Here is a 12923-nt window from a genome sequence, read left to right on the forward strand (position 1 = left end):
CGGAGTCGGCGTTTGCGCGCCAGTTCCCGCCACAAGCCCGAAAAGCATCCGACCGAAGGGCCGTGGGCTTAAGTCTCCCCAGCATAGCGAGTCAATCGTACAGTTTCGCTACAGTCGTGTTTCGCTGTGTTACGTGTCGATGAATCGGCAACGTCCTGCCCCATAAAAACGGCGCGCAGCTGCACGATATGCAGTCTGCGCGCCGCCCGCTCAAAGCGTCCTCAACCTTAGTTGATTTCCAGGCGCTTGCTCGCGGCCGCGGCCCTCTTCGGCAGCGCCAACGTCAGCACGCCATCTTTGTATTGCGCGCTCGCCTTTTCGTCGTCGATTTCCGCTGCGAGCGTAAATGCGCGGCTCACGCTGCCCGAATACCGCTCGCGACGCACAACGCGCTCGCCTTCCTTCAGCTCGCTGCCCCGCTCGACCTTTGCTGCAATCGACACGAGATTGCCATCGATCTTCACGTCGATGTCCTTGCGCTCGACGCCCGGCATTTCGGCCTTTACCGTGAAGCCAGCTTCGTCTTCCGTCACGTCGATCCGGATGCTGGCCGCCTGCCCTTCCACGCCACTCGTGGCACGCAACGGCCGGAACAGCCCGTGAAACAGATCGGGCACACTTTCCATCGAAAACGGATCGTAACGCGAGATATTGCTCATTGATGCCTCCATGGGATGAACGTTTTCCTTGTCGATGCAATGACCCACATTTCATCGGACTCCTGAATTCCCTGTCAGTTACCGCAGGCGCATGATGCCTCTGCGGTCGACCACGGGGAACCGCCGCAACGCATCGCACCGCCTGCGCGGCGCGGTCGCTGCCGCTTACCGTTCCAACATGAAGGCGCCTCGCGCGTTTGCAAGACCCTTTTTTCGCCGGGCGAGAAAATTTTGCATCGCCGCGCGGCGCGTCATTGCATGTGCATGCCGCCGTTGATCGCAATATCGGCGCCGGTGATGAACGCCGCGTCGTCCGAGCAGAGGAACGCCACCAGTGCGGCGACCTCATTCGGCTGGCCGAGGCGGCCTACCGGAATTTGCGGCAGGATGCGCGCGTCCAGCACGTCCTTCGGCACGGCTTCCACCATTTGCGTGGCGAGGTAGCCCGGCGACACGGTGTTCACCGTCACGCCTCTCTTCGCCACTTCGAGTGCGAGCGCCTTCGTGAAACCATGCATGCCCGCTTTCGCCGCCGAATAGTTGGTCTGCCCGAAAGCGCCGCGCGAGCCGTTGACCGAGCCGATATTGATGATGCGCCCGAAGCCGCGCTCGATCATGCCGGGCAAGAACGGCTTCGTCACATTGAAGAGCGCGTCGAGATCGGTGCGCAGCACCGAATCCCAGTCGGCTTTCGACATCTTGACGAAGCTGCGGTCGCACGTGATGCCCGCATTGTTGATGAGCACGTCCACCTGGCCGAGATCGTCGAGCGCTTGCTGCGCCGCGCGCTCGCAGGCATCGCAATCGGCAACGTTCATTTCATGGCAGCCGAAATCGCGGCCCGCCGCGCGTTCAGCGGCAAGCCACGCATCGGCTCGCGTGCTCGCCGCCGAGCATGAGACCGCGACGGTCATGCCCGCGTCGTGCAAGCGCCGGCTGATCGCTTCGCCGAGTCCGCCCATGCCACCGGTGACGAAGGCAACGCGCTTAGTGGCCATGCTGGCCTCCGCCCGCGCTCGCGCGCTGTGCGTGGCCAGCACCCGCGGCCTTGCCCGGATGCGCGGCGCCATTGGCAGCGCTGCTCATCGCACGCTCGAAAGCATTCATCCACTCGCGCATCGGCAACGCGCCGGGCACCTTGGACGCGCCCGCTTGCGCACCCGCGCAAGCCTCCTGCCACTGCTGCGTGAATTCGCGCGCGCTTTCGGACCATGTGCTCGTGCTCTGCATCGCCGCCGCCATGCCCTCTTGCCAGAGCGTGGTGCTCGCGCCGAGATAGTCGCGCCAGACCGATTGCGTGGCGACCGCAAAATCGGTCCAGTCGCGCGCGGTGCGCAGCGATTCGAGCAAGCCTTCGACCGCCTCGCGGTCGCGCGCGATGCGGCGCTGCTCCAGCTTCACCAGCTGCTCGCGCCATTGCTGCTGCCCGAGGAGCAGGCGCAACGCGGCCGATGTATTGGTGCGATACGTTTCGAATGAGGCGCCCAGGGCGTTGCCGAGCGAGGCGTCGAATGGGGGATGAGAAGCGGTAGCCATGATCAATCTCCTCCGTATGTAGCTTTCGCCCGGCGCGTGCCGGTGCGGCTGGGGCGTTTGCTGCCAGGGTGACAGCGTCGAGCGCGATTGAACGTGCTCTGCGGCGAGCGAAATGTAAGCGCTTCACGCGCGACGATGAGCGTCGAGATGCTTCGGAGTGCCGTGCTTTCGCAATACAGTTGGCTCAAGCCAACATCATAGGCAGGAACGCGGGCTCCCGCGTAACGAATGGGCGTTTTGCCGCTTGATAAATGTCACAAATCGAGACATCTGATGCGCGGTGATTCAAAACCGGGTTTGTTGTTGCGGATATTTCGAGACGGATCAGCGAATCGTTGGGGTGACCGAACAACCCGCGCAAAGGCTGCCCGGCCGATCTCGCCTTCGCGGCGCACCGGCCGGCGGAACCGGGTGCCCCGCTCAGGCCACCGGCGCCTCTTCGTCGCGTACCAGCATGACCGGCCGGTCTGCCATACGCAGGAACGATTCGGCCACGCTGCCAAGCAACAAGCGCTTCATGCCCGACAAGCCACGTGTGCCCATCACCACGAGGTCCGCGTCTTCCTCGGCGGCAATGCGCGAGATAACGGCGGCAATCTCCTCGCCACTCGCGTCCGCTGCGCGCGTGCTGCCCGGCACCTGGGCCTGCGCGAACACCCGTTTCGCTTCTTCGAGCGCCGCCGTTGCGGCGTCGTTCTCCGCCGAGTGGCGCGCCTGCTCCTCGGCGAAGCCCGAACTCACGTCCACGAGCCGCGCAGGATGCCGCACGACACACAGCGCCTGAACGGCGCCGCCGGTCGCCTTTGCAATCTTCACGGCCTCGTCGAGCGCGCGCCGGCCGCTGCGGCTGCCATCGACCGCTACCAGAATCTGCTTGTACATCGTTGACCTCCCGGGTCTTGCCCAAATTGCGCGCCGGGTTCCCGGCACGCGCTATCTAAATATGTTGTAGCGCATTTGGGTACGGATGCGCGCCGCAGGCGGTGCGACCCGTTGTCTCCATTCCGTCAGAATCTCCGTCCTCCTGAGCGCAGGCACACTCACCGCATCGTCAACACGGCCGCGCCCGTGAGCCGCCCCTCGCGCAAGTCGGCCAGCGCCTCGTTCGCACGCGCGAGCGGGTACGGCGTGGTCTCGATTTCGAGTTTGTGACGCGCGGCGATGGCCATGAAGGTCGTCCCGTCCTCGCGCGTGAGATTGGCCACCGAAACAATGCGCCGCTCCTCCCACAGCCATGCGTAAGGAAACGAGGGAATGTCGCTCATGTGGATGCCGCCGCACACGACGGTGCCGCCCTTCGTCAGCGCTCGCAGCGCGGCGGGCACGAGCGCGCCGACCGGTGCGAACAGCAGCGCCGCGTCGAGTTCCTCGGGCGCGCGCTCGTCGCTGCCGCCGGCCCACGCTGCGCCCAGGCGGCGCGCGAACAGCTGCGCCGCAGTATCGCCGGGACGCGTGAACGCATAGACCGTGCGCCCCTGGTGACGCGCAACCTGCGCGACGATATGCGCCGCCGCGCCGAAGCCGTAAATGCCGATGCGCCGCGCCTCGCCCGCCATCGCGAGCGAGCGATAGCCGATGAGTCCCGCGCAGAGCAGCGGCGCGGCTTCGACGTCGCTGTACTGGCGCGGCAGATGGAAGCAGTAGCGAGCGTCGGCGACGGTGCGCGTGGCGTAGCCGCCGTCGATCGTGTAGCCCGTGAAGCCGGGTGCGTCGCAAAGATTCTCGCGCCCGTCGGCGCAGAAGCGGCAGTGGCCGCAGGTGTGGCCGAGCCACGGCACGCCCACGCGGTCGCCCAGCGCGAAACCCGTCACGCCGGCGCCGAGCGCCGCGACCGTGCCGACGATTTCATGACCGGGAATGACGGGCTTTTTCGGGTGCTCGAGATCGCCGTCGACGACATGCAGATCGGTGCGGCACACGCCGCACGCGCGCACGTCGATCAGCAGTTCGCCGGCGCGCGGCGCCGGGTCGGGTAAATCGGCTTCACGCAGCCACGGATTCTCGCCGTCGAACACCATCGCCCGCATCGCCATCCTCCTCGCCGGAACGCGGCTGACGCGCCGCATCGATCACCATAAAACCATGTTATGCAATCGGGCCGCGGGCTGTCGTGCATCGCGCGCTGCATCGCAACTTCACGACGCGATGCGACGCACAGCCGCGGGACATTCAGGCGTGGCGCAGCGCGCGATCGTGGCAACATAAGACGAATCCCGCAGGACCACGAGGCACCGCCGCCCGGCCATGCGCCCGGCATACGCCACCGCGCACCTTCGGCCAGCGTCAGCCGCCAATCGCCACGCGCGCCGTCGCGCCGCGCACGCAGTCCGCCTCGGTCCGTCTTCCGCCGCCGCGCAACCGGAGCCCCGCATGAACGCTACCGACACCCCTGCCCACCCGCCGCTTTCCGACGACCTGCTGCGCCGCATGGACGCCTGGTGGCGCGCCGCCAACTATCTTTCGGTCGGCCAGATCTATCTGCTCGCCAATCCGCTCCTGCGCGAGCCGCTGCAGCTCGCGCACGTGAAGCCGCGCCTGCTCGGCCACTGGGGCACGACGCCGGGCCTGAATTTCCTCTACACGCATCTGAACCGCATCATCAGCGCGCGCGATCTCGACGTGCTGTTTCTCGCGGGGCCTGGTCATGGCGGCCCGGCCGTCGTCGCGAACACCTGGCTGGAAGGCACCTACAGCGAGACCTGGCCGAACGTGCCGCACGACGAAGAAGGCATGGCGGCGCTCTTCAAGCAGTTCAGTTTTCCGGGCGGCATTCCGAGCCACGTCGCGCCGCAAACGCCGGGCTCGATCCACGAAGGCGGCGAACTGGGCTACGCGCTCTCGCACGCCTACGGCGCGGTGTTCGACAACCCGGATCTGATCGTCGCCTGCGTGGTGGGCGACGGCGAAGCCGAAACGGGCCCGCTCGCCACGTCCTGGCACTCGAACAAGTTCGTCAATCCGGCCACCGACGGCGCCGTGCTGCCCATTCTCCATTTGAACGGCTTCAAGATCGCGGGGCCGACGGTGCTCGCGCGCATCGGCGACGACGAACTCGCCTCGCTCATGAAGGGCTACGGCCACGCGCCGATCTTCGTGGAGGCCGAGGAGCCCGCCGTTGCGCATCGTCTGATGGCCACCGCGTTCGATACGGCGTTCGACGAGATCGCACGCATTCAGAAGGCCGCGCGCGAACTCGCCGACGAACACGGCAACCTGCCGCCCGGCTACGAACGTCCGCGCTGGCCGATGATCGTCATGCGCACGCCCAAGGGCTGGACCGGTCCCAAGACAGTGGATGGCCAGAAGACCGAAGGCTCGTGGCGCTCGCATCAGGTGCCGCTTGCAAACATCTCGAAGCCGGGACATCTCGCGCTACTCGAAAGCTGGATGCGCAGCTACAAGCCCGAAGAACTGTTCGACGCGCAAGGCCGCCTCGTGCCCGAAATCGCCGCGCTCGCGCCGCAAGGCGAAAAACGCATGAGCGCGAACCCGCGTTCGAACGGCGGCGGCCGTGTGCGCGAACTGCGCGTGCCGCCATTCGAGCACCACGCCGTGGACGTGCCCGCACCCGGCCAGGTGGATGCCGAAGCCACGCGCGTCATGGGCGCGTTCCTGCGCGAAGTCATGCGCGTGAACGACCCCACGCGCAACTTCCGCATCTTCGGGCCCGACGAAACCGCGTCGAATCGCTGGGGCGACGTATTCGACGTGACGTCGCGCACCTGGCTGGCCGAGTTCACGCCCGACGACATCCAGCTGGCCACCAACGGCCGCGTGATGGAAATGCTCTCCGAGCATACCTGCCAGGGCTGGCTGGAAGGCTATCTGCTCACCGGGCGACACGGCTTCATGTCGTGTTACGAGGCATTCATCCACATCATCGATTCGATGTTCAACCAGCACGCGAAGTGGCTGAAGGTGATCCGCGAAATTCCGTGGCGGCGGCCGCTGCCCTCGCTCAACTATCTGCTCACCTCGCACGTGTGGCGCCAGGACCATAACGGCTTCAGCCATCAGGACCCGGGCTTCATCGACTACGCGGTGAACAAGAAGTCGGACACGGTGCGCGTGTATCTGCCGCCGGACGCCAACACGCTGCTTGCCGTGACCGACCACGTGCTGCGCACCTGGAACCGCATCAACATCATCGTGGCGGGCAAGCAGCCGCAGGCGCAATGGCTCGACATGGACGCCGCCATACGCCACTGCGCAGACGGCATCGGCATCTGGCAATGGGCGAGCAACGACGACGGCGGCGAGCCCGACGTGGTCATGGCCTGCGCCGGCGACGTGCCCACCATGGAAACGCTGGCCGCCGTGGACCTGCTGCGCACCTGCCTTCCCGACCTGAAGGTCCGCGTGGTGAACGTGGTGGACCTGATGACGCTCGAACCCGCCGACCGCCATCCGCATGGCCTGCCCGACGCCGATTTCAACGCGCTCTTCACCACCGACAAGCCGGTAATCTTCGCGCACCATAGTTACCCGACGCTGATCCACAAGCTCACGTACCGGCGCGCCAATCACGCGAACATTCACGTGCACGGCTTTATCGAGGAAGGCACGACGACCACGCCGTTCGACATGACCGTGCTCAACCGGCTTGACCGCTACCACCTGTGCGAAGCCGTGATCGACCATGTGGACGGGCTCGCGCAGCGCGCGGCGCACCTGCGCCAGACGCTGCACGACAAGCTGGCCGCACACCGCCGCTACGTGGACGAGTACGGCGACGACATGCCTGAAATTCGCGACTGGCGTTGGCCCGCCGCGCGCAACACACAGGGTGGCGGTGAAAAAGCTTAGTGGCAGTGCATTGACGCGTTGGGTTGCTCAGACTGAAGCCGGCTTCGTGCGTCCGAACACGCGCGCGAACGCGGTAACGAACGCGTCGAGCCGGTTCGATTCGAGGCAGTCGATGCCTGCCGCGCCCACCCGGCCGTTTCCGCCGGGGAACGCGCGGCAGAGTTCGTCCGCGCCGCGCGGTTCGGTGAGCGGCGCGCGCACGCTCACCGCATAGTTGCCGTCGGCGTTCACGCTCAGCACCGCGTGCGCACGCGAGGGTTCTTCGTTCGCAAGCACGTTGGCGAACACGCCGCGCACCCGGCGCGCCCACGGCTCGTCGGGCAGCACGCAAACGCTGCCGTACTGCAACGCGATGAGCGGCGCGATGGCCTGGGCCAATTCGAGATCGTCCTGGCGGCAACGGGCGAGTTGACCGACGATCGGCTCCGAGGCGATGAAATCGAACGGGTTGTCATAAGGTTTCATCGCCGCATACAGATCGAGCGGCGCGATCACGAGATCATCGACGCAGTCGCCATAAGCGTTGTAGTTGATCGACTCGCCAAGCTCGCGCAGCTGTTCGGTCTGCGCGGCGTCCAGCCCGGCCTGTTGCGCAAGCGCTTGCGCCGTGCCGGGCAGGTTGTCGCCCCAGGCCGCCGCGATTGCCCAGAGACGGTAGCGGCCGGCGAGGTGCCGGTCGACGAGCACGCTCGTGCAGACCTGCGCCGTGGTGTCAATATGCGCGACCAGATTCCTGGACATAGGCAGGTCGCCTGCGTGGTGATGGTCGAAATATTCGACCGCGACGTCCTTCGCGAGCAGCGCGGTGAGCGCCTTGCGGTTCACGTCGAACGAAATGTCGAGCACGGTGAGCGAGTCGCCGGGCTGCGCGGGCACGCGCTCGACCAGTGCGATGTCTCGCTTCGCGCCGGTGATGAGCGTCGCTTCGCGCGGCCTTGCGAGCCGAAGTTGATGCAGCGCGCAGATACCGTCTGCGTCGCCGTTGAATACGTCGAAATGCGCCATGTCTCCGAAATCCCGTTAGGTTGAACTCGACAGTATCGCGCAGCCTCGCCGGATTGCACAAAAGGTGCAATATGCCGATGCCCATGCAGGCCGTTTCGATCAAGGCAGTAAGATGCCGTGCAGCGGGCGTCCCGCGTTTGCTCGCGTGTATGCTGGTTGCGACGATTTGCGCCCCGTAGACCTTCATTCCCACAATCGCCACGCCGATGTCCGACACGCCGATCTCACGCCACGCCGCCAACCGTCTGCGCGCGGCACGGCGCCACAGCCGCCTCGTGAACGCCGCGCTCTCGCGCGCCTCGACCTACGCGCACCCGGCCGGGCGGATCGTACGCATCGAAACGCATATTTCCGTGGTGTATCTCGCTGGGCGGTACGCGTACAAGATCGTGAAGCCCGTCGATTTCGGGTTCGTCAATTTTGTGCGGCTCGATGCCCGATTCCGCTGCTGCGAAGCTGAGATTCGTCTGAATGCGCCGTTCGCGGGACCGATTTATCGCGAAACCGTTGCGCTATTTTTTGACGGTCGGCGTTGCAAGCTCAAGCGCGGCATGCGCGGCAACGTAAAAGTGGTCGAGTACGCGGTTCGTATGCGCCGCTTCGACCAGCGCCTGCTGTTTTCGAACCTGCTCTCGAACGGCGACCTGAGCACCACCGATATCGATGCAGCCGCAACCAGGCTCGCCACGGTCCATCGCCATGCACGCCGGGCCGGCCACGGGCCGCTGGCGAGCGCGGCGCGCTTCGGCTCGGCGGCGCTGCTGCGCGAACAGGTGCTCGCGGCGCTCGCGCCCCTCGAAGCGGATCCGCGCACGGCGCACGCTGTAGAGCACGCTGGCTTGCGCGCGATCTGCGAAAGCGAAATCACGCGTCTGGCGCGGCACGTCGATGCACGGCGCGCGAACGGATTCGTGCGCGCCTGCCACGGCGATCTGCATCTCGACAATATCGTGCGGCACGGGCGGCACGCGTTGATGTTCGATTGCATCGAATTCAGCGACGCGCTGCGCTGGATCGACGTGACCTGCGACCTCGCGTTCATGCTGATGGATCTGCGCGCGCACGGCCAGGCGGTGTACGCGCACCGCCTGCTCAATCGCTACCTGGAAGCCACGGGCGATTTCGCGGGGCTCGCTGCGCTGCGGCTTTATGTCGTCTATCGCGCGCTGGTGCGCGCACTCGTGGCGAAGCTCAAGGCAGGATCGCCTGCGCCACACCATGCGCCAGCGCTCGGCGGCGACGTCGCGCGCTACCTCACGTTCGCGGCAAGCGAAGCGCGCATCATGCACGAAGCCGCGCCCTGGCTGATGCTGTGCCACGGCTTTTCGGGGTCGGGTAAGTCAGTGGCGAGCCGTGCGCTCGCCGAACTGAGCGGGGCGATCCGTGTGTCGAGCGATCTCGAACGCAAGCGCCTCGAACCCTTCGCGCCGCCCTCGCTCGGCGCGCTGCCGGCAAGCGCGTACACACAAGCTGCACTCGACGCGCACTACGAACGCCTGGTCGCTCATGTGCGCGACGTGCTGAACGCGGGCTATACCGCGATCGTCGATGCGACGTTTCTCAAGGCTGCACATCGCGCGCGCTTCGTGGCGCTCGCGCGTGAGTTGAACCGGCCAATGCTGATCCTGAACTTTCACGCGCCGCAAGTGCGGCTCGCCGAGCGCGTCAACGCCCGCGCGCGCGGGCCGCGCGACGCGTCCGACGCGGGCGCCGAAGTGCTTGCCAAACAGTTCGCGCAAGCGGACCCACTCGATGCGCGCGAGCGGCAGCGCACCGTTGATCTCAACACCGACGTGGAAATCGAGGCCTTCTCGCATGAGCCGTGGTGGGCACCGCTGTTCGCGCGTTTGCATGCGGAGGATGGGGAGATTTGATGCTGCGGCGGACTCATTATCCGCCGCCACAGCCCTGCGCCCTGCTCGCTTATCGCTCGACGAAAGGCCGCACGAGCGGCCAGCGCAGCGTGGACGCCACCGGATAGCGCGGCTTGCGGCCAACCGGTGCGCGCCACGGCTGCATGCGCGCGGCCATTGCCGTGCACAGGGCAAGGCCTTCCTGGCCGTGCAGGCGCTCCATGGCGTGATGCACGAGTCCGGCGTCGAACCACAGCTTGAAGCGGCGATGGCAGGTGCGGAAATCGGGATACTGCTCGGGCAACTTCGACCAGACCGAGCCGGTGGCCAGAACCCAGAGGATGCCCGCAAAAACGAGACGAGGATTATGTGCTGGGCGCCCGCGGCGACGACCGTCAACGCGGATTTCGTGAAACATAGGCTCGATGCTGCGCCATTGCGCATCGGTGAGTTCCGGAGATATGCGGGAAGACATCTGATGGTCCCTGTGAGGTTATCTGACACAACACGACTAAAGTAGCCTCACAGCCCACAAGAAAATATCGGACTATGCTTAAAAATCGAGATGAATTCGCAAGTCGCGATCCGGCACGCTAACCGGCGGCCGTGGCCAGTGCCGCGCTACACTGCTCGTTTCGAGGCTTCGACGGCGGATTTCCGATGGCGCCCTCATCCAGTTCAAAAGCCCGGCACGGCCGGATACGCGTTGGTGTGGGCGGCTGGATCTATGCGCCCTGGCGGGGCGCGTTCTACCCCAGCGGCCTGGCGCAACGCCGCGAGCTGGAATATGCGAGCCGCCATCTCTCTACGCTGGAAATCAACAGTACCTACTACGGCGCGCAGCGCCCGGAAAGCTTCACGCGCTGGCACGACGAAACGCCCGAAGACTTCGTGTTCTCGCTGAAGGGCCCGCGCTTTGCGATGAATCGCCGTGTGCTGGCCGAGGCCGGGGCCACGATCGAGCGCTTCCTGAGCGGCGGCGTATTGAACCTGCGCGACAAGCTCGGACCGATCAACTGGCAACTCACGCCAGGCAAACGCTTCGATCCAGAGGACTACGCACGATTCCTGGAACTGCTGCCAGGCGAGGCCGAGGGCCGTCCTCTGCGCCATGCGCTCGAAGTGCGCGACGAGAGCTTTTGCACGCCGGAATTCGTCGCGCTCGCGCGCAAGCACAAGGCGGCGATCGTCGTCTCCGGTGACTCCAGTTACCCGCTGATCGGCGACACCAGTGCGCCGTTCGTCTATGCCCGCATCATGGGGACCGCACAGGATCACCCGCAGGGCTACGCCCCGGCTGACCTCGACCTGTGGGCCAGCCGCGCGCTCGCCTGGTCGCGCGGCGAATCCCCGGGCGATCTTGCCACCTACGCACAGCCGCTCGCCGCGAAGGCCGGCCGGGACGTCTATCTCTACGTCATCAGCGGCTTCAAGGAACGCAACCCGGCGGCGGCCATGGGGCTGATCGAGCGCCTCGCCGCGAACTAGCTGCGCACGGCGCATCGAGCCACGCCTCGACGACGATCGCGCCCCCAAAAATCACCGTCACCGTTTGCGAGCGCCTTTTGGGGGCCGGCGGGGTCCGGCATTGCCTCTGATCCGGCTAGTAAAAACCCGTAATGGTGTCGTAATGACTCTGTCAGCGACAAATTGATATACGTCAACCTGCAATGCTGCATCGCAGCGAGATACTGCATCGATGCGGTGCGGGCCCTCCCGCCGCCCCGCCGCACCTCGGAGTTTCCCGCCTTTGCAAACCGCAATCGAATTCACCATCCGCACCGGCGTCCTGCTGCTCATCATCGCGCTCTGCCATGCCGCCGCACAGCGCTTTCGCCTCTCCGATTCGTTCGGCCTGACCAGCGCCGGCGTGCTGCTCGGCACCGGATACCTCGCCCTGCTTCACTTCGCCCCTGGCTTCACGGCTTCGAGCGTCATCCCTTTCCTCACGCCGTCGCTTCCTCCCGAGGCCTATCTCTGGATATTCCTGCCGCCCATCCTCTTCGAAGCGGCGTTGCAGGTCGATACGCGCGGTCTTCTCGCCGATCTCGCGCCTATCCTCTTGCTCGCGATTGGCGCAGTGGCGGCCGCCGCGGCAGGCGTTGGTGTCGCCACGTGGATCAGCAGCGGCGAGAGCCTGATCGTGTGCCTGCTGCTCGGCGCAATCGTCAGCACGACGGATCCTTCCACCGTCATCGGGCTCTTTCGCAACAGCGGCGCGCCCGAACGCCTGATCCGGCTGATCGAGGGCGAAAGCCTGCTCAACGACGCCGCCGCCATCGCCATCTCCACACTCCTCACCAGCGCGCTGGCGCTCGCGCCGTCCGCCGCGCACACGCACGGCCATCCGCTCGCATCCTTCGTCGTTTCCCTCGTCGGCGGCTGCGCGTTCGGCGCGCTTGCGGGCGCGCTTTTCGTCACCGTCTCGAGCGCGTTGCGCAGTCTGCCCTTTTCAGAGTACGCGCTCTCGCTCGCGCTGCCCACGCTGCTCTATCCCGCCGCGGAACGCTGGCTTCACGTTTCCGGCGTGGCCGCTGTCGTGTGCGCGGGTCTCGCGGCCAACCGGCTCATGCAAACACGCCGCCCCGCCGCGAGCCAAACCCTGTTTCGCCAGCTATGGGCGTACCAGGCTGGCATCGCCTCTGCCGCTGTTTTTCTGCTCGCGTCGGCGCGCGTGCCCGGTTTGCTGGACAAGCTGAATATGCGCGACACCCTTCCGCTCGCGCTCGCGCTGGTGGCCGCCATTCTGAGCCGATTCGGCATCCTTACGATCTTCGTACCGCTGCTGAGCCGCCTTGGCATCTGTGAGCCGCTGCCGCGCGCGCACCAATGGCTGATCGCATGGGGCGGCGTGCGCGGCCCCGTCACGCTCACGCTCGCTGTTTGCGTCGCGCGCAACGATGCGCTTTCGCCCGGTACCCGCGCATTCGCTGCCGCCATGGCAGCGGCCTTCGTGCTGCTGAATCTGCTGTGCAACGGCCTCACGTTAGGGCGTGTCGCGCGATGGCTCGGCATCGCACCACGCACTTCGAGCGAACGCGCCGCACCCTGAGCGCCAACGCAG

At 65.9% G+C, this 12923-nt stretch carries 11 protein-coding genes; 4 read left to right on the forward strand and 7 right to left on the reverse strand.

From position 1 onward, the window contains the following. Positions 1-227 precede the first annotated feature (227 nt). The 5 genes from U5A52_RS00395 to U5A52_RS00415 form a co-directional block, all read right to left on the reverse strand. A complete protein-coding gene (locus U5A52_RS00395; protein ID WP_321917864.1) occupies positions 228-659 on the reverse strand; it encodes an Hsp20/alpha crystallin family protein in 432 nt (143 codons plus the stop codon). Between the two features lie 251 nt (positions 660-910). Next, positions 911-1657 carry an acetoacetyl-CoA reductase gene (gene phbB, locus U5A52_RS00400; RefSeq protein WP_321917863.1) on the reverse strand — a complete coding sequence of 249 codons (747 nt, stop codon included), beginning with the start codon at positions 1655-1657 and terminating at the stop codon, positions 911-913. After that, a complete protein-coding gene (locus U5A52_RS00405) occupies positions 1647-2195 on the reverse strand; it encodes a hypothetical protein (RefSeq protein WP_321917861.1) in 549 nt (182 codons plus the stop codon). Before U5A52_RS00405 ends, phbB begins: the two co-directional genes overlap by 11 nt. Positions 2196-2615: 420 nt before the next feature. After that, entirely contained in the window at positions 2616-3077 is a 462-nt protein-coding gene (locus tag U5A52_RS00410; protein ID WP_321933313.1) for a universal stress protein, read from the reverse strand. Positions 3078-3235: 158 nt separating this feature from the next. Further along, positions 3236-4222, reverse strand: coding sequence for a zinc-dependent alcohol dehydrogenase family protein (locus tag U5A52_RS00415; RefSeq protein WP_321933315.1), 987 nt, complete (start codon positions 4220-4222; stop codon positions 3236-3238). Positions 4223-4565: 343 nt separating this feature from the next. On the opposite strand from U5A52_RS00415, the gene U5A52_RS00420 reads away from it, so the two are divergent. Further along, complete coding sequence (locus tag U5A52_RS00420; RefSeq protein ID WP_321933317.1) at positions 4566-7001, forward strand: phosphoketolase family protein; 2436 nt, start codon at positions 4566-4568, stop codon at positions 6999-7001. Positions 7002-7028: 27 nt separating this feature from the next. Here U5A52_RS00420 and U5A52_RS00425 read toward each other — a convergent pair whose 3' ends face one another. Next, entirely contained in the window at positions 7029-8006 is a 978-nt protein-coding gene (locus U5A52_RS00425) for an acetyltransferase (protein WP_321917856.1), read from the reverse strand. Positions 8007-8212: 206 nt separating this feature from the next. Here U5A52_RS00425 and U5A52_RS00430 point away from each other — a divergent pair, with 206 nt between their 5' ends. Continuing rightward, complete coding sequence (locus U5A52_RS00430; protein ID WP_321933319.1) at positions 8213-9880, forward strand: AAA family ATPase; 1668 nt, start codon at positions 8213-8215, stop codon at positions 9878-9880. A 49-nt stretch (positions 9881-9929) separates the two neighbouring features. On the opposite strand, the gene U5A52_RS00435 is transcribed toward U5A52_RS00430, so the two are convergent. Next, complete coding sequence (locus tag U5A52_RS00435; protein ID WP_321917852.1) at positions 9930-10334, reverse strand: transposase; 405 nt, start codon at positions 10332-10334, stop codon at positions 9930-9932. Positions 10335-10519: 185 nt separating this feature from the next. Here U5A52_RS00435 and U5A52_RS00440 point away from each other — a divergent pair, with 185 nt between their 5' ends. Next, positions 10520-11347 (forward strand): DUF72 domain-containing protein, encoded by an 828-nt coding sequence (locus tag U5A52_RS00440; protein ID WP_321934142.1) that lies wholly within the window; start codon positions 10520-10522, stop codon positions 11345-11347. 262 nt (positions 11348-11609) lie between these two features. Then, positions 11610-12911: a cation:proton antiporter gene (locus tag U5A52_RS00445; protein WP_321933321.1), complete on the forward strand. Its 1302-nt coding sequence runs from the start codon at positions 11610-11612 to the stop codon at positions 12909-12911. The last annotated feature ends 12 nt before the right edge of the window (positions 12912-12923 follow it).

This window comes from Paraburkholderia sp. J8-2 (assembly GCF_905220195.1).
Lineage (GTDB): Bacteria > Pseudomonadota > Gammaproteobacteria > Burkholderiales > Burkholderiaceae > Paraburkholderia.

Excerpts from the sequence above, each read along its gene's own strand:
- U5A52_RS00420 (WP_321933317.1), top strand. The coding sequence starts at position 4,566 with ATGAACGCTACCGACACCCCTGCCCACCCGCCGCTTTCCGACGACCTG.
- U5A52_RS00435 (WP_321917852.1), bottom strand. The coding sequence starts at position 10,334 with ATGTCTTCCCGCATATCTCCGGAACTCACCGATGCGCAATGGCGCAGC.
- U5A52_RS00410 (WP_321933313.1), bottom strand. The coding sequence starts at position 3,077 with ATGTACAAGCAGATTCTGGTAGCGGTCGATGGCAGCCGCAGCGGCCGG.
- U5A52_RS00440 (WP_321934142.1), top strand. The coding sequence starts at position 10,520 with ATGGCGCCCTCATCCAGTTCAAAAGCCCGGCACGGCCGGATACGCGTT.
- phbB (WP_321917863.1), bottom strand. The coding sequence starts at position 1,657 with ATGGCCACTAAGCGCGTTGCCTTCGTCACCGGTGGCATGGGCGGACTC.
- U5A52_RS00405 (WP_321917861.1), bottom strand. The coding sequence starts at position 2,195 with ATGGCTACCGCTTCTCATCCCCCATTCGACGCCTCGCTCGGCAACGCC.
- U5A52_RS00425 (WP_321917856.1), bottom strand. The coding sequence starts at position 8,006 with ATGGCGCATTTCGACGTATTCAACGGCGACGCAGACGGTATCTGCGCG.
- U5A52_RS00430 (WP_321933319.1), top strand. The coding sequence starts at position 8,213 with ATGTCCGACACGCCGATCTCACGCCACGCCGCCAACCGTCTGCGCGCG.
- U5A52_RS00395 (WP_321917864.1), bottom strand. The coding sequence starts at position 659 with ATGAGCAATATCTCGCGTTACGATCCGTTTTCGATGGAAAGTGTGCCC.
- U5A52_RS00415 (WP_321933315.1), bottom strand. The coding sequence starts at position 4,222 with ATGCGGGCGATGGTGTTCGACGGCGAGAATCCGTGGCTGCGTGAAGCC.